Origin of the sequence: Frankia sp. CgMI4, assembly GCF_001756285.1 — a bacterium.
Classification (GTDB): domain Bacteria; phylum Actinomycetota; class Actinomycetes; order Frankiales; family Frankiaceae; genus Frankia; species Frankia casuarinae.
The window spans coordinates 22,202-45,125 of sequence record NZ_MAQZ01000084.1; the positions used below are offsets into that span (position 1 = coordinate 22,202).

A 22,924-nucleotide genomic window follows, 5' to 3' on the forward strand; every position below is an offset into this window, starting at 1 on the left:
TGTCCGTACCATCCACGCACGCCATTCTCACCGACGATCTGGATCTCACCGACGATCCGGGCGAGTTGGGCGGCGCCAGGGATGTCGTCGAGCTGGGAGGCCTCCGATGWTGACCGTCGCACAGTCCCATGTCCGGCTCTCCCGCGCCGCCGGGTGGCGCAGGCCCGACGACGTGGTCGTGGTCGCCCGGCCGACCCGATGGGGCAATCCCTTCGACCAGCGCGAGTGGGGGCGGTCCGCGGCGGTAGAGCTGTACGCGGCGTGGATGACCGGCAGTGGGCCGGATGTCCGGTACGACCGGTCCGGTCGCCGCTACTCGCGGTCGGAGCGGCTCGCCGAGTTGYCCGACCTGGCTGGTAAGCGGTTGGCCTGCTGGTGCCCGCCGGGCGAGCCCTGCCATGCCGACATCCTCGCAGCCCTTGTCGCCGAACGGGTGCGATGAGGGCGACTGTGAAAGCACCGTCCAAACGCCGGGCCGCGTGAAGATTGCCCCGCGATACGACACGTGTCCATCGTGCTGTCGTAGGACGCGTCGGCTTGTCCGGCGGTCCGGTCGCACGCCTGGGACCACTTCATGGCATGCTCGGTTTCGATGGCATGAGGATGTGTCAGCCGTTCGTCCCCCGGGACGGCGGGTCTGGGCACCTTCCGCGGCGTCCATGGGGTATATGGATGGACGCCCGGGCATGTCGTCCCGTAGGCCGGGTCCTCATCGTGGAGGTTTGTTGTGAAGCGTGTCGGAGCGATTGTTCTGTTGGTTGCCCTGGTTGGTGGCGGGTTCCTCTTCCGTCGTCAGCGCGGCAAGCAGGACGCGTAGCCTCGCGTCGTCCCTCGGGTCGCGGGAGATCACCCGACCCGGGCGACTTGTGACGGTCCGCGACGAGCCGGTGTGAACTCGGGGTTGACCCGGAAACGCCGGTGTTGCGGCGGGGTGAGCTGCCCGATGTCCGGGCATGGCCGACCCTAGACTCCGCCTGTGCATCGGTTTGACGCGCAGGCTGCCGACCTCGTCCGCGCGATATGTGACTTTGCCCGMGTCCGGCTCGGATTCGATCCGGTACCGCTGGACGCGCCATTGTCATGGGACGAGTTGGCGGCGGCGGTGGGATCCACGATCACCGCCGAGGGCATCGGTGGCCGTCGCGCTCTCGAGGTGTTCGACGAGGAGCTGTCCCGCGCCTGCATCTCGACGGATCATCCCCGCAATCTCGCCTTCATCCCGGCCGCCCCGACTAAGGCGGCTGTATTGTTCGATCTGGTGGTCGGGGCGTCGTCCATCTACGCGGGCAGCTGGATGGAGGGCGCGGGCGCGGTCTTCGCGGAGAACGAGGCGCTGCGATGGCTGTCGGRCCTCGCGGGCTTCCCCGCCTGYGCCGGTGGGCTGTTCGTACCGGGGGGCACCGTCGGCAACCTGTCGGCGCTGGCCGCCGCCCGGCATGCCGCCCGGAGCCGGTTGACCGCCGCCGGTCGGCCRACTCCACCGCGATGGCGGTTCGTCTGTGGGGCCGAAGCGCACTCCTCCCTCTACCAGGCCGCCACGGTGCTCGACACCGAGGTCGTCGTCGTGCCGACGGATGACGCCGGACGACTGACCGGTCCGCTGTTGGCCGAGGCGCTGGACCGGCTCGCCGAGCAGGACGGCGCCCAGGCCGTCGACGGCGTGTTCGCGGTGGTGGCGACCGCAGGGACCACCCAGTTCGGCACCGTCGATGACATCCGCGGGGTGGTGGACGTCTGTCAGGCCCGCGGGCTGTGGGTACATGTGGACGGCGCCTACGGGCTGGCCGCGCTCGCCGCCGCATCGACCCACTCTCTCTTCGACGGGATCGCCGAGACCGACTCGTTCATCGTCGATCCGCACAAGTGGCTGTTCGCGCCGTTCGATGCCTGCGCGCTGGTGTATCGCGATCCGGCGGTGGCCCGGGCGGCGCACGGCCCGCAGCGGGCCGGCTACCTCGAGGTCCTGGATTCGGCGGGGGCCTGGAACCCGTCGGACTACGCCATCGGGCTGTCCCGGCGGGCCCGCGGGCTGCCGTTCTGGTTCTCGCTGGCGACGCATGGCACCTTGGCCTACGGCCGGGCCATCGAGTCCACGCTGGCGACCGCCCGGGCGGCCGCGCTCCAGATCGCCGCGCTGCCTTACGTCGAGCTGGTGCGGGAACCGCAGCTGTCGATCGTGGTGTTCCGTCGGCTGGGTTGGCAGGCCGCGGACTACCAGCGGTGGAGCGAGAACCTGCTGCGGGACGGTTTCGCGTTTGTTCCGCCCACCGTGCACGAGGGCGAGACCGTCRCCCGGTTCGCCATCGTCAACCCGCGGACCACCGTTGACGACATCGGCGCGATCCTCGCCACGATGGCCTGATCCTCGCCGCGATGGGCTCCCTCTCCCCGCCGTCCGGTCTCCCCGCCGRCCCGGTGCCCGGGCTTGATCCTCCGGGACCGCTGTGCGGGCCCGGCCAGCACGCGAAGAGCGAGACGTGCCGCTAGGGCGGTGGAGGTGGGATTTGAACCCACGGAGGGGTTGCCCCCTCACACGCTTTCGAGGCGTGYGCCCTCGGCCACTAGGCGACTCCACCGCGGACTAGCCTACCGGACGTCGCGAGAGTCCGGTTCGCCGGGGTGTGTAGGGGTCCGACGGCGCCGAGGCTGCGGCCCGTCGCCCCGAACCGGGCGAGCGTGGCGGCGGTGTGCCGGCTAGCGCCCCGCCGGGCGCCGGCGCGCGGCGAAGAACTCCGCCAGGAGGGCGCCACACTCGTCGGCGCGGATCCCGGCGACCACTTCGGGTCGATGATTGAGCCGCCGGTCCCGCACCACGTCCCAGAGCGAGCCGACCGCCCCGGCCTTCTCGTCAACCGCGCCGTAGACGAGGCGGTCCACCCGGGCGAGCACGAGGGCCCCCGCGCACATGGTGCAGGGCTCCAGCGTGACCACGAGGGTGGCTCCCGGTAGCCGCCAGGAACCCGTCCGGCGCGCGGCCGCCCGCAGGGCGATCATCTCGGCGTGGGCGGTGGGATCGGCGCCGCGTTCCCGCTCGTTGTGCCCGAGCCCGAGCACCGTGCCGTCCTCGGTCACCACCAGGGCACCCACCGGGACGTCGGCGTGGTCCGGGGCCAGGCGGGCCTCGCGCAGGGCGAGCCCCATCGCCTCGTGGAAGCGGTCCGGTCCGGGCGGACCGCTCAGCCGGGCGGGAGCGCCCGCCCGGGGGTACTCGTCGGGATCGGTCATCCCGGATCAGCGGGCCGGCGGCGCGGGACCGAAGCGGTGGGCTCAGCCACGTGYGTCATCGAGGATCTCCCCCGCCCCGGCCCGTTCGCTGAGCGCGCTGATCACATCGCCTGGCAGCATCCCCTCCTCGCCGATCAGTTCCAACAACGCCTCCGCGGGGGTGCCCAGATCGCCGAGTAGATCGAGATCGCCCACGGGGGCGGCATGGGTGACGGCGGACGCGTCATCCTCGTCGTCCGGGGTGGTCAGCCCCGCCATCGAGGGCAGCGCGTCGGCGAACAGGCGTTCGGCGAGGTCGGAGGTCACCAGGACCCGGCGATCGGAGAGGAAGACCTGCGGATCCGGGTCGTCGGGACACACCCGGACCACCGCGAGGTACTCGTCGTCCTCCTCGAGGAAGGCGACGACGGGGCCATCACCCAGATCCCGCATCATGTCGGTGAGGGCGTCGAGGTCGTCGACGTCGGCCGGGTCGAGATCGTGCACCGACCAGTGGCCGTGTACCCGCGCGATCGCGATTGCCTTCGTGGTCACTGTGCGCCCTCACGTCCCTTCTGCAACCGCGCGGCGGACCCGGGCCGGCCGTGCCGGTCCGGGATGCCCGCCCGGMGCGGCCCCCGGTGGCCAAACCGGCGCACCCGCGCCGACCAGCCGTGTTCCGCCTGTGATTCTCACCTGTGGGGGCGGCCGTGGGTATTCCGGTTCACCCTGTCAGGTGAGTTCTACCGCGATGYCGCGTCGATTCCGCGACGGTGGTCCGGTCGACACCTTCCCCAACGGACTATGGGTAACGCCAGCTCACGTGAGGTAATGTCCGGGCTGGAACAAACCCCCGTCCGGGGGCGCTACCGGGTGGTACCGGGCCGATGACCGGGGACTGGACCGGGATCTATCGGAACAGAAGACGGGGCGGGCTTCGCCGCCCGGTGCCGTCGTGGCACTGTAGAAACCGCGATGACGACATCAATCCCCCGCCGGTTCACCGCCAGGACCCAGGCCGCGCTCGCCGTTGAACGCCTGGCGGCCGAGGCGTCACGCCGGCTCGGCCGTGGTTCCGGCGAGATGATCGGTGGCAAGCTCGCGCTGCGGGTATCCCCGGCGGCGCTCGCCGAGGTCGRCTCCCACCGGATGACCGCCTGCGTGTCGGGCACCAACGGCAAGACCACCACCACGAGGCTGCTTGCCCGGGCCCTGGGCACCCTGGGGCCGGTCAAGTCGAACAGCGGCGGGGCGAACATGGCGCCCGGGGTGCTGGCCGCGCTGTCCCGGCCGCCGTTTGACGCGGCGGCGGCTCTCGAGGTGGACGAGATCTGGCTGCCGAAGGTGGCCAGGGAGATCTCGCCGCGGGTGGTCCTGCTGCTGAACATCAGCCGTGACCAGCTCGACCGGTCCAACGAGACGCGGCGCATCGCCGCCATGTGGCGCGAGCTCGGCTCGGAGCTGCGCGACACGACGGTGGTCGCGAACGTCGATGATCCCCTGGTGGCCTGGGCGGCGGCGGGCTGGCACCGGCAGGTCTGGGTGTCGGCGGGGCAGAACTGGACGGCGGACGCGATGGTCTGCCCGCAGTGCGCCCGGCTGCTACACCGCAACAGCAGCGGCTGGTGGTCCGAGTGCGGGCTGGCCAGGCCCGAGCCGATCGTAGCGGTCACCGGCTCCCGGGAACTACTCTGGTACGGCCGCACCATCGAGGCCCGGCTCGATCTGCCCGGACGGGTGAACCTCGGCAACGCGGCGATGGCCGCCGCCGCGGCCCGGGAGTTCGGCGTCGAGATCGAGGATGCGCTTGCGGCCATGACCGGCCTGGGCGATGTGCAGGGTCGCTATCAGGAGGTGGCGCTCGGCGAGGAGGGCCATCGAGGCCGGCTGCTGCTGGCGAAGAACCCCGCTGGCTGGGTGGAGATGATGGAGCTGTTGGCGGACGCGCCGCCGCRGCCTGTCGTCATCGACTTCAACTCCCAGACCGCTGACGGGCGGGATCCGTCCTGGATCTGGGACGTGCCGTTCGAACGGCTCGCCGRCCGGCAGGTGCTGGTCACCGGGGAGCGCAAGGAGGACATGAGCGTGCGGCTGGCCTATGCGGAGGTGCCGCACAGCGTGTATGCCAGTGCGCGGGACGCGGCCCTGGCCGCCAACGAGAAGGTGGTCGACGTCGTCGCCAACTACACGGCGTTCCGCGATCTGCTGGTGAGGTCCACGCAGTGAGGTTGTGCACGTGGCTAGGTTGTGCACGTGGCTAGGTTGTGCACGTGGCTAGGTTGTGCACGCGGCGAGGTTGTGCACGCAGTGAGGTTGTGCGCGAGATGAGGGGATCCACGCGATGACGGGCGGCTCTGCGACCAGGATCGCGCTGATCTACCCCGAGCTGCTTGGTACCTACGGCGACKGCGGTAACGCGATCGTGCTGTCCCAGCGCCTGYGCTGGCGTGGTTTGCCGGTCGAGGTGGTGAACGTTCCCGCGGGGTCGGCGGTGCCCGAGAGCTGTGATATCTACCTGCTCGGCGGCGGCGAGGACGCACCGCAGGTCCTCGCCGCGGACGGCATCCGGCAGAACCGGGCGATCCGGCGAGCGGTGAGCTCGGGAGCGGCGGTGCTCGCCGTGTGCGCCGGCTACCAGGTGATCGGCGCGACCTTCCCATCCGGTGGGGAGATCCACGAGGGGCTGAATCTCGTCGACGTGGAGACCCGTCGCTCCTTCGGCCCGTCGGACGCGCCGCCGGCGCGTGCGGTCGGGGACATCGTGGTGGAACCGGACGCACGGCTCGGCCTGCCCACCCTGTACGGGTATGAGAATCACGCCGGGCGGACGAGGCGGTTGCCCGGCGCGAGCGGCATCCCGCTCGGTACGGTCCGGCTCGGGATCGGTGACGGTGACGGCGGAACGGACGGCATCGTGGATGGCYGGGTCATCGGCACCTACCTGCACGGGCCGGTGCTCGCRCAGAATCCCGCCCTCGCCGATCTCCTGCTGAGCTGGGTCCATGGTCCGCTGCYGCCGTTGGACGCGCCCCGCGAGGTGGAGGTGCTGCGCCAGGCCCGGCGCCGCGCGTTGGCCGTCACCTGACGCGTCCCCTGGCTTTTTTTGGGGGGACAAGTGGGGGGACAAGGCGGACAGGCCCCGGTCTGACCCCGGTCTTGTCGTCATCTGCTGCCAGGTTTGCGGCGTTTCYCGGCCAGCGGTGTGGTTCGGTTGGACCGTGGTGTCGAATCCCCTCGCCGGATGGTGGGGCAAAAACAAGAGAACCGTGCTCATCGTCGGTGTCGTGATCGTGGTCGTCTGGGGCTACCTCGGGACCCGTGACCGCCCGAAGACCCAGCGGGTCAGCCTGCCCGGCGACTACGCGTCGGCGGGCCGCGAGCTGCTCGTCCAGGCCCCGTCCGATCCCGCCAACCCGCTTCCGCTGGTGTTGATCCTGCACGACGACAACGCGGACGCGAAGTCACTTGACCGGCAGAGTGACGCCGGCAAGCTCGCGAACTCCCGCGACTTCGCGGTGGCCTTCCCGGAAGCCGTGGGCGGCACGTGGCGGATCGACGGACCCGAGGGGGCCGACGTGCGCTATCTGCGCGACGTGGTCCGCTTCGTCTCCACGAAACGGACCAAGGTGGATCCGAACCGGGTCTACGTGTGGGGGATCGGCGAGGGTGCCCGGCTGGCCCTGACCGCCGCCTGCGCCCCGGGTAAGCCGGAGTTCGCCGCGGTCGGCGTCGTCGGGCAGTTCGACCCGGAGCCCGGGCCGACCTGCCAGGACCGTGTCCCGGAGGGCCGGGCCCCGGAGGCCTCCTGGGACCGGAAGGTCAGCGAGACCCTGTGGAAGTTCTCGTCTGGTCACCGGCTGGGGGCCTGACCGCGGCGCCCGCGAGCGGGCCGGGCGGTTTCCGCACCGGGCAGAGACCGAGGGCTGAAGTCCGCCGATGCCGCCGGGAGGGGGGTAGCGGCATCGGCGGACCTGGTCGGCCGGGGCCCGAGGCCCGCCGGCCTTCCCGTGCGGATGGGGGGGGAATCCGAGGGAAGGCCGGCGGAATCGGGGGCCTTCCGGCCGGACGGACGTCAGATGGGGGGGAGATCTGACGTCCGTCCCACCGGAAGGAGGGCCCGTCCGGAGAGCTGGAAAGGAACCACATAGGCGGGTTGTCGGGCGGTGACAGGGCCCGCTTGCTGGTCTGTCCGCGGCTTCGCCGGTGGGTGGGAGTCCCGGGTCCGGCTTCCACGGCTTCGGGTCGGCGCCTGGAGAGGGGCTCGGTAGCCGGCCGCTCGTGGACTGGCAGGGCTCGTGTGGTCCGCGCCCCAGCCGCGAAGGCGATCCACCGGAGCCGGGTGAGCCGTTGCGTCGGCATGAGGGCGGTGCGCCGGCTCCGACCGGCCGCTAGAGGATCCGACCGACGTAGTAGGAGGTGGTATAGATCTTCTTGAGCGACACGACGTCGCCGGTGTGCGGCGCCGCCMACATCATGCCGTCGCCCGCGTAGATGCCGACGTGGTAAATGTTCCCGGGTGTCCCGAAGAAGATCAGGTCGCCGGGCTGTTTGTTGTACTGCGACACCCGGGTGGYGGCGGCGAACTGGGCGTCGGTCGTCCGCGGCACGCTCCTGCCGAGCTGCTTGAAGATGTACTGGATGAGGCCGGAGCAGTCGAACGAGCTCGGGCCCTCCGCACCGTAGACGTAGGGCTTGCCGGCCTGCAGGGAGGCCAGGTAGACGGCCTTCTCCCCGAGGGAGCTCGACGGGACCGGAACCGACGCCTGGTCCGCGGCGTCCCCTGTCGTGAGGAGATCCGACCAGGCGGCGTTGCGGACGAGCCGGGGGGTGGGCGCCGGCCGTACGCGCAGGGTGGCGTCGTTCGCCGAGCGGGCGGACTGCAGGGCGTCCGTGCCGTCGAAGACCGCGGTGACATTCGTGGTGGTGAGCACCCGGGCCGTGTAGGAGGCGTAGCCCTGGGCGTTGGTGTAAAGGTGCTTGAAGGTGGCCCACCCGGTGGGGAGCTTCACCTGCACCTTGACCAGCTGGTTCGCCAGCGGTTCGTGGRTCTGCTCGTTGTAGAGCGAGAAGCCGATGTCGATCGGCTGGTCCGCGCTGACGCTCACGTCGGGGTTGGTCACCCGGAGACCGACCTGAACCTTGCCGGCCAGGGGCGGGGCGTCGACACCGCCCGTCGAGCCGAGCAGGGAGGTGGAGCCGTGGGTGCTGACCGCCGCGGCGGCGATGCTGCCCCCCAGGGCGGCCTGGGAGCCGATCTGCGCGGCGAGGGTGATCGGAGCGGTGTTCGGCTGCTCGTCCTTCGCGGCGTCGGCGTTGATGTCGGTGGCGCAGCCGGCGAGAGCCACTCCGGAGACCGCGACGGTCCCGGTGGTCACGGCGGCGAAGGCGCGGGCCCGGGCCCGGCTGCGGGCGGCCGGGGGCGCGGAGGGTGCGCGGTGACGGCCGCGACCGGCGCCTCGCGTTTCTTCGTCGAGCTGCACGCTTTGCGCGGACAACGGTGTATTCCTTCCCGTGCGCCTGCGAAGTGAGCTGTCGGGTTCGGGCTGGGCTGCCCGGCTCTCGCGTGACCTTCACGCGTCGAGCTTCACCCCTAGGTCGACACCGCGGATCGGCGCCGGCCGGTGGAGGTGGGTCCCCCGCTCCTGCCCCTGATGACGACTCGGAGGGGACACCGGGGCCGGGGGCAGGACTCGGCGTTCGGCCCGGTGTTGTCGTGACGTCGGCGTGAGACTAGTCCACTTGGATGGGGTGGGTAAACACTAGTCCTTCCCAACTACAGCGAGTGCGCGTTGAAGTTCCCGTCGCGCGGCGTCGGCGGCCCGCGCGGTCGGCCGGGCTGACCGGGCGGCCCTAAGGCCCTTCGCGCCCCGTTTGTCCTGCTGGTTTTTCGTTGCGTGTGGGGTCCGCGGCGGCGGCCGGTCCGGGTGAGAGGCGGGCGGGCGGGTAGCCCTCCCGCGGCCCGTGGGCGATTTTGACTACTTAAAGTAGTCGACGGGTGAGGCCGGGTGTGCACCCCCCTCAGCGGGACCGGGAGCCGCGGCGGGTGAGGAATCCCGCCGCATCGAGCACTTGGAGCTCGACCGCGAGCTCGTGGACCTCACGGGGCAGCGAGCGGTGGTGCGCCAGCGCCTCGACCGCGGCGCGGGCGTGGTCGGCGAGCTCGTCGAGGGCGTGCTGGCGCTGGCGCATCCGAGCCCGCTCCTCCTGGATGGTCCGGACCGTGTCCTCCTGCCACCGGCGGGTCCGGATGAGATGCTCGCTGGCGTCGGCGGCCTGCCGCTCGGCATCCTCCAGCCGGTTGAGGAGCGCGTCGAGGGCCTCCAGCCGGCCGGCGAGCTCCGCGATGAGATCGCCCCGATCGGGCAGGATGGCCGTTTTACGACTCTTGGGGTCAGGCGAGGTCATGGAGTCCCCCGAGGGGTGGGGGGTCGGCGGGGACCGCGCCGAGCGGCTGGCGCGAGACCCGGTTGCTCCGACACGGTTGGTAACGGTAACCGACGTGGCGGGCCAGGGGTAACCCATCGTACGGATACGTCGCGTCAGCCAACTTATAGTAAAAAGGGACTATGGATCTGCYGTCATTGTCGTGGTCTATGCGCGCATAGCATGCAGGTCGGTGTCAGAGCCAGCCGTTGCGCTTGAACGCACGGTAGAGAAACAGACAGATCGTCGTAATGACGGCCAGGACGGCCGGGTAGCCCCACGTCTGACGAAGCTCCGGCATGTGGTCGAAGTTCATGCCGTAGATCCCGGCGACGGCGGTCGGGACGGCGCCGATCGCCACCCAGGCACTGATCCGTCGCATGTCCTCGTTCTGCGCGATCGTCACCTGCGTCAGCGTCGCCTGGAGCACGGAGGAAAGCAGCTCGTCGAAGTGAGCTATTCGCTCGCTGACCTGCTCGAGGTGGTCGGCGACGTCCCGGAAGTAACGGCGCATCGCCACGTCGACCATCGTGGGGGCGTCCATGGTGAGGGTACGCAACGGGCCCGCGAGCGGCAGCACCGCGTGCTTGAGCTCCAGAAGCTCGCGTTTCATCTGGTAGGCGCTTTCCGTCGACGGCTTCTGATCCCGATGGAAGACGCCCGTCTCGATCTGGTCGACGTCGGCCTGGATGCTTTCCACGGTGCGGACGTAGTCGTCCACAATGCTGTCGCAGATGGCGTGCAGCACGGCCGTCGGGCCGTGCCGGAGCATCTCCGGGTTGGCCTCCAGCCGGCCGCGCAGCTTCGTCATCTCCCCGTGCCTGCCGTGCCGCACGGTCACGACGAAGTCCTCGCCGAGGAAGATCATGATTTCGCCGGTGGTGACTACCTCGGAGGTGCCCGTTACCTGGGTGTGCTCCACGTAACTGGTCGTCTTGAGCACCATGAACAGGTGGTTCTCGTATTGCTCGAGCTTGGGGCGCTGGTGGCCGGTGACCGCGTCCTCCACCGCGAGCTTGTCCAGCCTGTACTCCTCGGCGATCGCGGTGAGCTGCTCGTAGCTCGGCTCGAACAGGCCGAGCCAGGCGAACCCGTTGCGTTCGGACCGCGCCAACCGCAGCGCGTCGGCCTGGTYGATGTCCATGGTGACCCGCCGGCCATGGCTGTACACGCCGCAGGCCATGACGCGCCCGTCCGGTGTCCGCGGTAGCTCGGAGCGGGGCGCCCCGCGTCGTTTGCGACCCACCCGGACCAGGGAGACCGGACGGGTCAGCGCGCCGGCGAGCTTATGGGCGTTGGCCGACGCCTGCTCCAGGGCGTCCCCCAGCACCTCCCGAACGGGATGCTGGCTGCCGTGGTCGCCGCCGTCCGGGCGCGCGCCATCAACGTCGCGTCCCCGGGTCTCGCGTACCGTCTCGTCGCGTACCCTTTCGCCCGGCACCGCGTCGTCCCGCATCACTGCCTTCTTCCCTGCCGCCGATCCATGTCCAGGTCCACCTGTCGGCATCTCCCACGCCCTTCCCCGCTGGTGAACCTTCATGGTGACAAGTCGGTGCCGGCCGTCCGGAGGCGATCCGGGCTTCACCGTGGACGCGGATGCCTGGCAACTGTGCCGGCGTGGTGTGGCACGAAGGGTGAGATACACGTCCGGCGCATGGGATACGTCACAGGGAGGATCGAGTGATCGGGATCGAGGTACGCACGCTTCGGGTGTTCGCCGACGAGACGGGCGCCGGCGGCAGCCTGCTCGCCGTGGTGCTGGATGCCGCGAAGCTGCTGCCCGACGCGCGGGAGCGGTCCGTCGTCGCGCGCCGACTGGGCTGCCCCGCCACGGTCTTCGTCGACGACCCGGAGTTGGCGGAGCTGGCCACCTTTACGCCCACCGGGGAGCTGCCCATGGCGGGGCACGCCTTGGTGGGGTCGGCCTGGCTGTTGGGTCGGCTGCTCGGTGGCCATCCGGAGATCCTCCGCCCGGCCGGCGGCGAGGCGGTCAGCTGGCAGGAGCAGGGCCGGGTCTGGGTCCGCGGCGCCCTGGCCGCCGTGCCCTGCTGGTGGCATGAGATGCTCGCGGACCCGGGCCAGGTCGACGCGCTCGACCTGCCCCGTCCACCCGCCGAGGACCTGACCCAGCTCTGGGCGTGGGAGGATGAGCCGGGCGGGGTCGTGCGGGCCCGGGCCTTCGCCAGCAGGCACGGCGTCACCGAGGACGAGGCCTGCGGGTCGGCTTCCATGCGACTGGCCGCGATGCTCGGGCGGCGGCTCACCATCCGGCACGGCGCCGGTTCGATTGTGCTCGCGCAGCCGGGTCCGCCCGGCCACGCCGATGTCGGCGGCCTGGTGGTCGAGGACGAGACGAGGTTCCTCGCCGATCTCGACGAGTTCCTCGCCCGGTGACGGTGCCGTTCGGCGCGGCCACGGCCGGACACCACGGGGACCAAGCCTGAGAGTGTAGGTGCCGAGCGAGGCGACTGGCACCCTTTGTGGGTACCGGGTTACGGCTGCGTGGTGGCTGCCGAGATGCGGACCGGGTCGGATAGGCGTAGCTTTGGATCCCGGTAGCTCTCCGCTGGGTATCCGCCCATGGGCTGCGAGGTGGTCATGGCCGAGACGTTGGTGACCTTGGTGGAGGCCGCGCATCAGGATGCCGTCCGTCTGATCGAGCTCTCGCGCGACGTCGGTGCCCACGGTGACGTGGATGGTCCGTCGACCGACCCGCGGCAGGCGCTGCGCGCCAGCGACGCGGCCGTGGCCGCCGTCTCCGCGCACCTGAGCGCGATGGAGTCGGTGGTCTACCCGGAGATGGCCCGCCGGGTCGTGGGCGGCCGGGCGCGGGTGGCGGACCTGGGCCGCTTGGCGCGGCGCTGCTCCTCGGTGATGCGCGGCATTGAACAGTACGTCCAGGGGGACCTCAACCGGCCCGCGGAGCCGGTCGCGAACCTGCGCCGGGATCTGGCCGCGTTGATGGTCGAACATGCGACGCTGGAGGACGAACTTCTGCGTGAGCTGATGGCCGAGCTGTCCGACGACGAGCGCCGGGATCTCCTCGACCGCTTCTCCGACGCGATGCGCCACGCTCCGACCCGACCGCATCCGCACCTTCTGCACAGCAGGCTGTTCGGTGGAAGCCTGGCGGCCCGCCTGACGGGCTACTGGGATCACCTGCTCGACGTGATGGACGCCCGGGAGGTGCCCGGCGCGCCGAGGCGGGCCCCGGTGCCCGCCGGGCTGTGGGGCTGGTACCTGCTGGGCCGTCCCACGGCGCCGGCTGCGGGTGAGACCMCGTCAGGGAAGGAAGGCGCGCAGGGCGACACCACCGCTGGTAGCCACAACGTCACTGGTGGCCACATCGCCGCTCATTGATCCGTCCTTGCGACTGCCGTCGTTTCCGTAGGCCCACCATGTCTTCCTGAGCCCGGTCTTCCGGAGCCCGTCGCGCTCTGTCTTCCTGACGGTCTTCCTGGCCGCGGTCCACTCCGGTTCGGCGTTCCGATGCGCACGGGCGCCGTGGTCGTGCCATGCTTCGAGTCCGGGTTGGGCCGGTATGGCCTCGTGTCGTGCAATGCCGAGGAGATGTGTCAGGAACCGAGGGCACCGCGATGCRGGCGCCGAACGCTGATCCCGTAAAAGTGATCTGGCCGGTGCTGTTGGTCGAGGATGATGATGCCGACGCCTATCTGGTGTCCGAGCTCCTCGACGAGGTCTCCGCTCCGGTCGAGCTGACCCGGGTGCGCACGGTGGCCGAAGCCGCCCGTCGCAGCGAGCACGTCGCGTGCGTGCTGCTGGATCTCGGGCTGCCGGACAGCGAGGGCCTGTCGGYGCTACGCCGGTTGCTCACGGTCGAGGCGGGAGCGCCGGTCGTGGTGCTCACCGGTCTGGTTGACGAGTACCGGGGGGCGCAGGCGGTCGCCGCGGGCGCGCAGGACTATCTCGTCAAGGGTCAGGTCGACGGGCGGGACCTGGTCCGGGCCGTCCGGTACGCGATTGAGCGCAAGCGGGCCGACACCGCCGCGCAGGCGCTGCGGGAGTCGGAGCTGCTGGCGGACGAGCGGGCCCGCCTCGAACGCGGCCTGTTACCCCGGCCACTCATCGACGACGGCCGGTTGCATCACGACGCCCGGTACCGCCCCGGCCGGCAGCAGTCCCTGCTCGGCGGGGACTTCTACGACATGGTGTCCACCGCGGACGGCACGCTCCACGTCCTGCTCGGCGACGTCTGCGGGCACGGCCCGGACGAGGCGGCGCTCGGGGTGAGCCTGCGGATCGCGTGGCGCACGTTGGTCCTCGCCGGTGTTCCGGAACCCGACCGGCTCGGGTATCTCCAACGCGTGCTGGTGAGCGAGCGGGAACAGGATGAGATCTTCGCGACGGTGTGCACCCTCGCGATCGCTCCCGACCGGACCTCGGCGCGGATGCGGCTGGCCGGTCATCCGCCGCCGGCGCTGTTGCATCCGCGGCTGTCGGCGCTGCCGGGCGACGTCGTCGGTCCGGCTCTTGGCATCGTCGACGACGACCTCTCCGAGGAGGTGCGGATCGAGCTCGGGCCGCACTGGGCGCTCCTGCTCGCCACGGACGGCCTGCTGGAGGGGCGGGAGGGACCGGGCGGGGAACCGCTGGGCTGGGAGGGCGTGCTGCCCGAGATCRCCAAACTCTGGCCCGCCGACGACCCCGACGGGCTGCTCGACAACCTGATCGACCGGGTGGAGGCGCGCAATGGCGGCCCGCTGACCGACGACGTCGCGCTCCTGCTGCTGATCTGGGGTGCCGGCTGATGCCGGAGCGCACCCACCCGAACGTCACCCACCCGAACGTCACCGACGGGGGAGCGGGCGACGCGGGGCCGAGCGGAGCGGTGGAGCGCGGCCGGGTCGGGTCCGTCTGGCGCCTGCGCCGTCGACTCGAGGTGACCTACGCGGTGGCGGCGATGGTGCTGATGATCGTCGCTGGTCTCGTCGTCTCGTCGTTGGTCCGGCTTGATGACGCCCTCCACACGCGCAGCGACGTCCTCGCCCCGGCTCTGCTGAGCTCCACCGAACTGGTCTCCAGCCTGGTCGACCAGGAGACCGGGATGCGGGGCTACCTGCTTCAGGGCAGCGAGGACTTCCTGGAGCCCTACAACGAAGGGCGCAGGGCCGAGCGCACGCTGCTCGCGGACCTGCACCGACGGCTCGTGGAGCGCCCCGACCTGCTGGCGAGGCTCGCCGTGCTGGAGGACCGGATCCGGGCCTGGCACGGYGACTACGCCGATCCGGCCATCAACGCGGTGCGGGTGGGCGGTCCCGCGGCGGCCCGCCTGTTGTCACCGGAGTTCGGCAAGACCCGCTTCGAGGCGGTCCGCGCCGCGGCCGGGGACCTCGAGGCGGACCTGCGGGCCAGGGAAGTCCGGGCCCGCCAGCACGTCACGGCGGCGCTCCGTTTCCTGATCTTCGCGCTGGTGACCGGCGCGGCCGTCATGGCCGTACTCCTGGCGGTCATCGCGCGGGCGCTACGGTCCTGGGTCACCCGCCCGCTCGAGCGGGTGAGCGACGATGCGCGAACCGTCGCCTCCGGACATCTCGATCACGTGGTCGAGCCGACCGGTCCCCCGGACATCGCCTCGCTCGCCGCCGACGTGGAGTCGATGCGACGCCAGCTGATCGGGGAGCTCGGGGTCGCGCGGGCGGCGCGGTCCGCGGTGGAGGCGCAGGCCGAGGCGCTGCGGCGCTCCAATCGTGACCTGGAACAGTTCGCCTATGTCGCCTCGCACGACCTGCAGGAGCCGCTGCGGAAGGTGGCGAGTTTCTGCCAGCTCCTGGAGCGACGCTACGGTGACAGGCTCGACGAGCGGGGCAGCCAGTACATCGCTTTCGCGGTGGACGGCGCGAAGCGGATGCAGCAGCTCATCAACGATCTGCTGGCCTTCTCCCGGGTGGGGCGGACTACTGACGGTTTCGTCGATGTGTCCCTGGGGGAGATCTTCGACCGGGCGGTGGGAGCGCTGTCCATCGCGATCGAGAGCGCCCGGGCCGAGGTCACCGCGGATGATCTGCCGGTCGTGCGCGGGGACCCCGTCCTGCTCACCCAGCTGTTCGCGAACCTGATCGGGAACGCGCTGAAGTTCCGGGCCGAGACGGTTCCCGCCGTGCATGTCGGTGTCGTCGACCGGGCGGACGAGTGGGAGCTGTACTGCGCCGACAACGGGATCGGAATCGATCCGGAGTACGCCGAGAAGATTTTCGTGATCTTCCAGCGGCTGCACGGCCGGGATGTCTACGAGGGCACGGGCATCGGGCTGGCGTTGTGTCGCAAGATCGTCGAGTTCCACGGCGGCCGGATCTGGCTGGACGGCGCGGTGAAGGACGGAACCACCTTCCGGTTCACTTTCCCTAACCGGAGACTTCTAACGGCCAGAGACCCGCCGTGAGTCGCCTCATCGCCTAGAGTGCCGCACATGATGGGGTCAGGAGCGGTTCTCACCCGGCCAGGGGCCCGTGCGCAGCGGCGGGAGCTCGCGGACCTGCTGGCCGAGCGTGGCCCGGCGGCGTCCACCCTCTGCGCCGGATGGACGAACCATGATCTGGTGGCGCACCTGGTCACCCGCGAGCGGGTGCCGTGGGCCGCTCCCGGGCTCATCGTCGGTCGGCTGCACGGCATCACGGAGCGGGCCGAGCGGGCCACCATGCGGGCCCACACCTTTCCCGAGTTGGTCGAGACGTTCCGTGCCGGGCCGCCGTGGTGGCAGCCGACCCGCATCGGCCTGATCGACGATGCCATGAACCTGGTCGAGTTCTTCGTGCACGCCGAGGACATCCGCCGCGCCGCCCCTGGCTGGGAGCCTCGCGAGCTTGACACCAGAAGCCGTGACGCGATGTGGACCGCTCTGCTGCTGATCGGGTTCGCCGGGTTCCGGCGAGCCGGCCTGGGTGTCGTGGCGGAGCGTACGGACGCTCCTGGCCGGCGCGCCTTGCACGGCGGCGAGCCGGTGGTGGAGATCGTCGGGCCACCTGAGGAGATCGTGCTGTACGCGTTCGGGCGGGGCCAGGTCGCCCGGGTCGAGCTGYGCGGTTCCGACGCCGACATCGAGCGGTTCCGCGCGGCTCCCACCGGTCCCTAGCTCCCGGCGGCTGCGATCCGGTCGGAGCCGTGCCGCTATCGGGGCGGGGCGTTACCAGAGCAAGGCGCTACCAGAGCGAGGCGTAGGTGGCCGCGCCAGCGGGATRCTCTGTCGGGTTCACCAGGGAGGAGTGCACGTTCCCGGGTGACGAATCGCTGAAGTACGTCTCGTAGGCGAGGATGTCGCGGTTCGCGGCGAACGTCTGGTACATGTTGCGGATGTACACCGGGTTGTCGCCGCCGGCCTGGCCGGCGCGGCCCGCCCCGGTATCACTCTTCCCGACGAGTCCCCATTCTGGGACCGAGAACTGCTTGCCGTGCTGGCGGGCGAACGCGATCGTCGAGCAGAGCCCGGCTTCGGCGTGACACTGACTGGCGAAGGCAGCGTCGTCCGTGCTCGCCGGCCATTGGTCGTAGCTGTCGATGCCGATGATGTCGACGTACTGGTCACCGGGGTAGACGGCCCAGGCTCCGCTGCTGTGCGCATTCAGCGCCCAGTCGATGCGGGCCTGCGGATCCGTCGAGCGGATCGCGCTGACAACCTGGCGGAAGCAGTTCACCCAGGTGGTGGGGTTGGTCTTGGAGACCGACCACGGGAACCAGTCGCCGTTGAACTCCCAGGCGAGCCGGATGACGCTCGCCGGGCGGCCCTTCGCCACCAGCCACCGGCCGAAGTCCGCCCAGTGGCCGTTGTAGGCGCCGCTCGCGCAGGAGTTCATGTCCCCACCGCCCGTGGGGTAGAAGGACTGCGAGATGACCCAGGTGCCGGCGAAGGTCGAGAACTTCTCCGGGCCCGAGCCGAGCCACGGGTTCGTCATGGTCTGCCAGCTCGACCTGTCGGTGAAGGTGAGCACGACGTTGACCGGCGAGCCGCGGAAGCTCTCCCAGGCCCGCACCTGCGTCATCGTCCCCGCGGCGACGCCGCTCATGCCGCCGGGCACCGAACCGCCCCCACCACCGACGGGGATAACGGGCACTTGTACCGCAGGCTTCGTGACCCGGGCCGCGGCGCCGGGGGTCGTCGGCCTGGCGGTGGTCCGTGGGGCCGTACCGGCCGGGGTGCCCGCGGGCACCGGGGCGGGCGACGGCGAGCCGACGGTCGCGCGGGAGTTTCCGCCGGTCGTGCCCGCCGAGGCGCTGCCCGCCGAGGCGCTGCCCGCCGAGAGGCTGGGTTGCACCCGGAGGTCATCGCCGTGTCGGGGCTTCCCGTGCTGGATGGCGGTGGCCTCGACTGTCGCCGAGCCCTCGCCCCCGGTGTCGCGTTCGGGGACGAGGGTCCACCCGACTACGGCGGCGACCAGAGCCATCACGCCTAGCGACGCGATCCAGGCAGGGTGACGCGGACGGCGGCGCCCGCGCCGGGAACCGGATCGGACTCTCGGCGGGCTGGGATTGCCCTCCGCTCGGTGCTTCACCGCGGGTATCCCTCCGTGCGTGGCAGTGTCGTCAGGACCCCCCGGGTCCCGGCTTCGGCATCGAAGCGGATGACCTCCATGTCGCACAGCAGCCTGAGACGGACCGGACCGGCCTCCGGTCGCCCCCTCGACGCCGGCTGCCGTGTCTAGATAGTTCGGACGAGACACTACACCGAGGTGCTAGGCCGACTTGTCGGAACTCGGGGGTTTCGGGCGGTGAGGCTCTCGGGTGGCGTGGAGCCCGGTTGGTCGGCACGCCGGTTGGTCGACACGCTGGCTGTGCCACAATGTGCGCGCGCGGAGCCTGGGATGTGCCTGGTGGTCAACCCACCTCGCGTCACGGATTCCGCGCACGGGTCGGGGATCACGCGCCGGTGGRGTGTCCGCGGTGCCTGGTCGAGCGCCCCGGGGGTTATGCGGCCAGGCGYGGTGGCGGGGCCGTTCACCGRCTCGCCCGCCACGACGACAACAGGAGAGCACCCAATGTCCCAGCCACCCGAGTACCCTCCCGCCGGCGGTCACGGYCAAGGGGGTTATGACCAGGGCGGCTACGGCCAGGGTGGTTACGGTGGCCAGGGCGGTTATGACCAGGGCGGTTACGGCCAGGGTGGTTACGGTGGCCAGGGCGGTTATGACCAGGGCGGCTACGGYCCTCCACCGCCCGGCTATGGACCCCCGCCCGGTGGGTACGGCGCGCCGCAGGGCTACGGTGCCCCGCTGGGATACGGCGGCCCGGGTGGGTTCGGCCCACCTCCGCCCTACAACCAGCCGATCCCGACCTACCTGTGGCAGTCGATCGTGGTCACCCTGCTGTGCTGTCTGCCCGCCGGTGTGGTGGCAATCGTCTATGCCACCAAGGTGCAGAGCCGCCAGCAGATCGGCGACATCAACGGCGCGCTGGACGCCTCCAAGAAGGCCAGGATGTGGTGCATCATCTCGGCCATCTCGATCATCGTGGTGTTCCTGGTCATCCTCGTCATCGGCTTGGCCGGCGGCTTCGAGACCGATTCCAGCACGTCGTATTCGACGCTCCCACCCGCTCGCACCTGAAGGAGCGTGGCCTGACCGAGAGTCAGGCTCTCGTCGTAACGGCCGTCGGCTTGGCTCGCTTGTCGGCTCGTCAGCCGATGGAGCTCCCGCCGCAGAGCCCCGCCATCACCGAGAGAGACGCGAGGAAGAGGAGGCCGAACACGAGTCCGGCCAGGCACCAGGCCAGGCTGCGACGCGATGCCCGGCGCGCCCCGGCGACGTCGTGGGCAAGGAGTCGATTCGACGCGCGCGAGGAGTTGATGATCCCCATCACGCCGAGCGGTGCGCACAGGAATGTCGTCAGGATCGCGAGAGCCAGGTAATTGCCGACCTTTGGCGTCGCCTCGGTCCCCGGCCGCTGCCGCGTCCGCGCGTGCCGTGGTGTCTGCGCGTGCCGTGGTGTCTGCGCGTGCCGCCGGAGCGTCTGGTGGGGTTCGGCGGGTCGGTGGGCCTGTGTTCCGGGCCAGCCCGGATGGGGGCCGGTGTCGTTGTGTCGATTCCGTGGGTAGCCGGTCGAGTAGTGATGTCCGCTCGAGTAGTAGTGACCGCCGGTGTCCCCTGGCCCAGGCCACCGCACGTTGTGCGTGTTCCACCGCAATGGTTCGGTCGGAGGCGGGCGGAACTCCTCCTCCCAGCGGCTGCGGGGCCGATCGGTCCTCGGGCGACGCTGGGTGGTGCCGGTGGTGCCGGTGGTGCCGGTGGTGCCGGTGGTGCCGGTGGTGCCGGTGGTGCCGGTGGTGCCGGTGGTGCCGGTGGTGCGGGATGACGGGTCGCTGATGCGTGAGCCCGACCGCGGGCCGGTGTCGGCCGCGGTCCAGGGATCCCAGCGGGCACCGGTGTCCGTCCGGCAACCGGCGTTCGTGCGGGCGCCGGTATTCGTCCGGCYGGTGTGGTTCGTCGATCCCGGGCCGCCCGCGTCCGGTGTCGGGGACGAGGGCGACCCGGTGAGGCGGGCGTCGTACTCGTCCCGCCACCTGTCGAGGATTTCGTGGGACACGGTGAGGAGCTGCATCGTGCGCATGGACTGTGCGTCCCGGCTGGCGGGATTGTCGGGGTGATGAGCCCGGACGCGGGCCCGGTACGCCCGGCGGATCTCCGCCCGGTCGGCGGTGCGCGCTACCCCGAGCACGGCGTAGGCGTCGACGCCACCGAGTTCGCGAACCAGCCGGTTGAGCGGGGTCAACGTCCGATCCGCTTGACGACGTCGCCGCRGTTCCGATCGGAAGGCACCATGCGAACCGCCATTCCCCGTCGTCGGCCGGGCGCCATCAGCGGTGATGATAGGCGATCCGTCCGCCATCAGTCCGCCATTCGTCTGCCTTCGGCAGATTCGTGCTGTCAGGCCGTGACGTCCCGGCGGGCCAGGCTCACCGCCCCGACCACCGCCGCACCGGCGGCATACAGACCTCCGACCAGCAGCGCCGACCCGTAGCCGCAATGCCACTTCCACTAAGTCGATCAAGCTGCTAGCTGGGGTTTCGTGGGGTTGGCGAGCCTGATCGTGGGCGGGGCGTGGTGGCGGAGGCCGCGCTGGCCGGGTTTCTTGACCGGATACTGGTTGTGGCGCGCCCGGCGGACGACGCGGGGGTAGGTGCGTTCGCGGCGGGTGTTGAGCCGGGTCGGTCGGGTGATGTCGGTGGCGGTCTCACCCTGAGTGCGTGCCCGCTGGTCAGGGGGAAAAAGCCGGGTCGGTGACGACCCGGTCCCGGATGATCCTCACAGCGCGTTTGAACTTGATCCGGTCGGGGTCGATCCCGGCGGCGGTCGCGGCCTGGCAGGTCAGCGCACTGATCGCGTGGTGGGTGAGCAGGTAGCCGTAGATCTCCTGGTAGACGGTGTCGGGGTGCTTCGAGCGCAGGACCTTCCCCGGGCCACGTAGRTAGGTCTTGAGCTGCCTGTTGCCGATCTCGTGTTCCCATCTTTGCCGATACGCCCCGGCCAGGGCGGTCGCGGTCGCCTCCCGCGGGTCACAGATCGTGGTGAGCAGGCCGATGATCTCGTGTTTCCCGTCGCCGTCGCGGTCGGGCACGTCGTACTCGACGAGACGGGCGTAGCGGGCCTTCGCCGGATCGAGTACCTCACCGGCCCGGGCCGCGGCGACGAGTGCGTCCCGCGCCTTCCCACCGATCTTCGGGTTGACTAGGACCGTCAGGTACGAGCCGTCGGACAACGCGCGTAGCGGCGGCAGCCGCAGGCTGGCCTTGACCCGCCACAGCAACGCCGCGCCGGTGTCCGCGGCGGTGCACCAGTCCGTCCAGGAGTAGAAGTTGCGGTCCGCGAGCAGAAGCCAGCGTTCAGCCAGCCGCGGGTACAGGGTGCGGGCCAGGGCCTGCTCGCTGGCGGGCTTCGCCCCACCGGCCGGGCCGAACGCGGCCAGCACCGGCGCGTGCGAGGCGCACTCGGACACGGTGACCGCGCGGACCTTCGGGAGCGCCCCCGGCGCGCCGTCACGGCCCGCGGGCAGGCCGAACGCGGCGATGTTCTCCCTGGACGCGGGCACGTCCCACTCCAGTCCGTYGATACTCATCAGCCGCCACGGGCCGAGGAACGCCCCGACCGTGTCGAGGTCCGCGACCGGCCCGGCGACCTGGCAGAACAGTTCCGCCAGCGGCGCTGAACCGAGCCGCTGGCGGGCTTTCGTCAACCCGCCCGAGGTCGGTTCCCACCGCGGCCCCACCACATCGAGATCGTCCAGGGTGGCGGCGAGCCGGCACGCGACCGCCTCGTAGTCGTCGTCCGCGAACAACGCGAGCGCCATCACGAAGTAGACCGCGACCCGCGGCGGGATCGTCGTGTCGGAACGCCGGGCACCTCTCCCGGTCGCCTCGATCGCCTCATCAACCGCGTCCCGCGAGACGAACGACGTCAGGACCCCCAACGAGATCCAGTCCGTCAGCTGGCTACCCGTGTCCGTCACAGCCCAGGATCATGCCGTCAACCCGGCAGATCCACCCGAACCGACACACCACAGCCAGCCAAGATCCAAATAGTGGAAGTGGCATTGGGACTAGGCCCCTTCTCCGCCAGTCTGGTCGAGCTGTATTGGGAGTGGGAACAAGACCCGAGTGTATTGGTCGGATACGGTCGTCAGACTCCGGACTCACTCGAAAACCGGCGAGAAGGAGTCCAGCATCAGGCACGAGGTACCGACGATCAACTACGATTCACCGTCTACGACATAACGACAACCCCGCCAACCCCTGTGGGGACCACTGCCGTACTCATCGATCATCACGTACGGACCGGCGAGTTTATAATCCAGCTCAACCCGTCCAGCCGAGGCAAAGGTATAGGAACCGAAGCTACCCGCCTAACACTCGATTACGCCTTTCATATTTCCAATCTTCGATGCGTCTACCTGTCGGTGCTGACCCCGAACACAGGAGCAATCCGCGCCTACGAGAAGGCCGGATTCCGGAAGATCGGGGAACGGCGACAGTCCGGGTATTGGCTCGGCCAGTCGTACGTATTCGGAAATCCCGTTGGGGCATGATCGTGGGCGGCGTGACCGTGGGGCACTCCGCTGGGGTCTCGGGGGTCGGGGTCAGCCGGGAGGCTGTTGCCAGGTGGTGRGGTCCTCGGGGCTGGCGGCCCAGGGCAGGAACCGGTCGAGGTCGGCGCCGGTYGGCGGCTTGCCGCCGGCCCGGCCGCAGGCGTCGAGGTAGTTCTCCAGGTAGGTCAGCAGGTTCAGGTTGTGCATCGCGGCGGTCGCGGTGACCGTGAAGATCGTGGCGGCGTGGCGGGCGGTGTCCTCGGTGCGGGAG

At 70.5% G+C, this 22,924-nt stretch carries 20 protein-coding genes, 1 tRNA gene, 1 pseudogene and 1 riboswitch; of the genes and pseudogenes, 12 read left to right on the forward strand and 10 right to left on the reverse strand.

Going from position 1 to position 22,924, the window contains the following annotated elements:
- Nucleotides 1-106: 106 nt before the first annotated feature.
- Both Manayef4_RS15820 and Manayef4_RS15825 read left to right on the forward strand, forming a co-directional pair.
- Complete coding sequence (locus Manayef4_RS15820) at nucleotides 107-442, forward strand: DUF4326 domain-containing protein (RefSeq protein ID WP_070132091.1); 336 nt, start codon at nucleotides 107-109, stop codon at nucleotides 440-442.
- Between the two features lie 534 nt (nucleotides 443-976).
- Entirely contained in the window at nucleotides 977-2,362 is a 1,386-nt protein-coding gene (locus Manayef4_RS15825; protein WP_070132092.1) for a pyridoxal-dependent decarboxylase, read from the forward strand.
- Between the two features lie 127 nt (nucleotides 2,363-2,489).
- Here the strand turns inward: Manayef4_RS15825 and Manayef4_RS15830 are convergent.
- The 3 genes from Manayef4_RS15830 to Manayef4_RS15840 all read right to left on the reverse strand — a co-directional run bounded on the left by Manayef4_RS15830 (nucleotide 2,490) and on the right by Manayef4_RS15840 (nucleotide 3,759).
- A tRNA-Ser gene (locus Manayef4_RS15830) sits at nucleotides 2,490-2,576 on the reverse strand.
- Between the two features lie 118 nt (nucleotides 2,577-2,694).
- Nucleotides 2,695-3,141 carry a tRNA adenosine(34) deaminase TadA gene (gene tadA / locus Manayef4_RS15835; RefSeq protein WP_035909245.1) on the reverse strand — a complete coding sequence of 149 codons (447 nt, stop codon included), beginning with the start codon at nucleotides 3,139-3,141 and terminating at the stop codon, nucleotides 2,695-2,697.
- 126 nt (nucleotides 3,142-3,267) lie between these two features.
- Complete coding sequence (locus Manayef4_RS15840) at nucleotides 3,268-3,759, reverse strand: tRNA adenosine deaminase-associated protein (RefSeq protein ID WP_070132093.1); 492 nt, start codon at nucleotides 3,757-3,759, stop codon at nucleotides 3,268-3,270.
- A 420-nt stretch (nucleotides 3,760-4,179) separates the two neighbouring features.
- On the opposite strand from Manayef4_RS15840, the gene Manayef4_RS15845 reads away from it, so the two are divergent.
- The 3 genes from Manayef4_RS15845 to Manayef4_RS15855 all read left to right on the forward strand — a co-directional run bounded on the left by Manayef4_RS15845 (nucleotide 4,180) and on the right by Manayef4_RS15855 (nucleotide 7,073).
- Nucleotides 4,180-5,430: a MurT ligase domain-containing protein gene (locus tag Manayef4_RS15845; protein ID WP_070132094.1), complete on the forward strand. Its 1,251-nt coding sequence runs from the start codon at nucleotides 4,180-4,182 to the stop codon at nucleotides 5,428-5,430.
- 115 nt (nucleotides 5,431-5,545) lie between these two features.
- Nucleotides 5,546-6,289 (forward strand): glutamine amidotransferase, encoded by a 744-nt coding sequence (locus tag Manayef4_RS15850; protein WP_070132095.1) that lies wholly within the window; start codon nucleotides 5,546-5,548, stop codon nucleotides 6,287-6,289.
- 133 nt (nucleotides 6,290-6,422) lie between these two features.
- Nucleotides 6,423-7,073 carry a PHB depolymerase family esterase gene (locus tag Manayef4_RS15855; RefSeq protein ID WP_330218923.1) on the forward strand — a complete coding sequence of 217 codons (651 nt, stop codon included), beginning with the start codon at nucleotides 6,423-6,425 and terminating at the stop codon, nucleotides 7,071-7,073.
- 519 nt (nucleotides 7,074-7,592) lie between these two features.
- Here the strand turns inward: Manayef4_RS15855 and Manayef4_RS15860 are convergent.
- The 3 genes from Manayef4_RS15860 to corA form a co-directional block, all read right to left on the reverse strand.
- Nucleotides 7,593-8,699 (reverse strand): C40 family peptidase, encoded by a 1,107-nt coding sequence (locus Manayef4_RS15860; RefSeq protein ID WP_083282494.1) that lies wholly within the window; start codon nucleotides 8,697-8,699, stop codon nucleotides 7,593-7,595.
- A 5-nt stretch (nucleotides 8,700-8,704) separates the two neighbouring features.
- Nucleotides 8,705-8,871, reverse strand: a riboswitch (cyclic di-AMP (ydaO/yuaA leader).
- A gap of 351 nt (nucleotides 8,872-9,222) precedes the next feature.
- Nucleotides 9,223-9,609, reverse strand: a complete 387-nt coding sequence (locus Manayef4_RS15865; protein ID WP_011434752.1) for a hypothetical protein — start codon at nucleotides 9,607-9,609, stop codon at nucleotides 9,223-9,225.
- A 214-nt stretch (nucleotides 9,610-9,823) separates the two neighbouring features.
- Nucleotides 9,824-11,083 carry a magnesium/cobalt transporter CorA gene (corA, locus tag Manayef4_RS15870; protein ID WP_254665683.1) on the reverse strand — a complete coding sequence of 420 codons (1,260 nt, stop codon included), beginning with the start codon at nucleotides 11,081-11,083 and terminating at the stop codon, nucleotides 9,824-9,826.
- A 224-nt stretch (nucleotides 11,084-11,307) separates the two neighbouring features.
- Between corA and Manayef4_RS15875 the strand changes: the two genes are divergently transcribed.
- The 5 genes from Manayef4_RS15875 to Manayef4_RS15895 all read left to right on the forward strand — a co-directional run bounded on the left by Manayef4_RS15875 (nucleotide 11,308) and on the right by Manayef4_RS15895 (nucleotide 16,717).
- Nucleotides 11,308-12,021, forward strand: a complete 714-nt coding sequence (locus Manayef4_RS15875) for a PhzF family phenazine biosynthesis protein (RefSeq protein WP_011434754.1) — start codon at nucleotides 11,308-11,310, stop codon at nucleotides 12,019-12,021.
- A gap of 204 nt (nucleotides 12,022-12,225) precedes the next feature.
- Nucleotides 12,226-12,987: a hemerythrin domain-containing protein gene (locus Manayef4_RS15880; protein ID WP_254665684.1), complete on the forward strand. Its 762-nt coding sequence runs from the start codon at nucleotides 12,226-12,228 to the stop codon at nucleotides 12,985-12,987.
- 236 nt (nucleotides 12,988-13,223) lie between these two features.
- Complete coding sequence (locus tag Manayef4_RS15885; protein WP_070132097.1) at nucleotides 13,224-14,396, forward strand: SpoIIE family protein phosphatase; 1,173 nt, start codon at nucleotides 13,224-13,226, stop codon at nucleotides 14,394-14,396.
- Nucleotides 14,396-16,027 (forward strand): CHASE3 domain-containing protein, encoded by a 1,632-nt coding sequence (locus tag Manayef4_RS15890; protein ID WP_011434757.1) that lies wholly within the window; start codon nucleotides 14,396-14,398, stop codon nucleotides 16,025-16,027. The genes Manayef4_RS15885 and Manayef4_RS15890 overlap by 1 nt, the downstream gene beginning before the upstream one ends.
- Before the next feature lie 27 nt (nucleotides 16,028-16,054).
- Complete coding sequence (locus tag Manayef4_RS15895; RefSeq protein WP_175443406.1) at nucleotides 16,055-16,717, forward strand: TIGR03085 family metal-binding protein; 663 nt, start codon at nucleotides 16,055-16,057, stop codon at nucleotides 16,715-16,717.
- A 67-nt stretch (nucleotides 16,718-16,784) separates the two neighbouring features.
- Here the strand turns inward: Manayef4_RS15895 and Manayef4_RS15900 are convergent, their stop codons facing one another.
- Nucleotides 16,785-18,131, reverse strand: a complete 1,347-nt coding sequence (locus Manayef4_RS15900) for a glycosyl hydrolase (RefSeq protein ID WP_070132098.1) — start codon at nucleotides 18,129-18,131, stop codon at nucleotides 16,785-16,787.
- Between the two features lie 483 nt (nucleotides 18,132-18,614).
- Here Manayef4_RS15900 and Manayef4_RS15905 point away from each other — a divergent pair, with 483 nt between their 5' ends.
- Nucleotides 18,615-19,181, forward strand: coding sequence for a CD225/dispanin family protein (locus tag Manayef4_RS15905; RefSeq protein ID WP_011434760.1), 567 nt, complete (start codon nucleotides 18,615-18,617; stop codon nucleotides 19,179-19,181).
- Nucleotides 19,182-19,251: 70 nt separating this feature from the next.
- Here Manayef4_RS15905 and Manayef4_RS15910 read toward each other — a convergent pair whose 3' ends face one another.
- Both Manayef4_RS15910 and Manayef4_RS15915 read right to left on the reverse strand, forming a co-directional pair.
- Nucleotides 19,252-20,343, reverse strand: coding sequence for a CD225/dispanin family protein (locus Manayef4_RS15910; protein ID WP_070132099.1), 1,092 nt, complete (start codon nucleotides 20,341-20,343; stop codon nucleotides 19,252-19,254).
- Between the two features lie 486 nt (nucleotides 20,344-20,829).
- Nucleotides 20,830-22,077: an IS4 family transposase gene (locus tag Manayef4_RS15915; protein ID WP_070132100.1), complete on the reverse strand. Its 1,248-nt coding sequence runs from the start codon at nucleotides 22,075-22,077 to the stop codon at nucleotides 20,830-20,832.
- 78 nt (nucleotides 22,078-22,155) lie between these two features.
- Here Manayef4_RS15915 and Manayef4_RS23220 point away from each other — a divergent pair, with 78 nt between their 5' ends.
- Nucleotides 22,156-22,653, forward strand: coding sequence for a GNAT family protein (locus tag Manayef4_RS23220; protein WP_254665685.1), 498 nt, complete (start codon nucleotides 22,156-22,158; stop codon nucleotides 22,651-22,653).
- Between the two features lie 51 nt (nucleotides 22,654-22,704).
- On the opposite strand, the pseudogene Manayef4_RS15920 reads toward Manayef4_RS23220, so the two are convergent.
- Nucleotides 22,705-22,924: pseudogene (locus Manayef4_RS15920) on the reverse strand (IS66 family transposase); the annotation flags it as partial.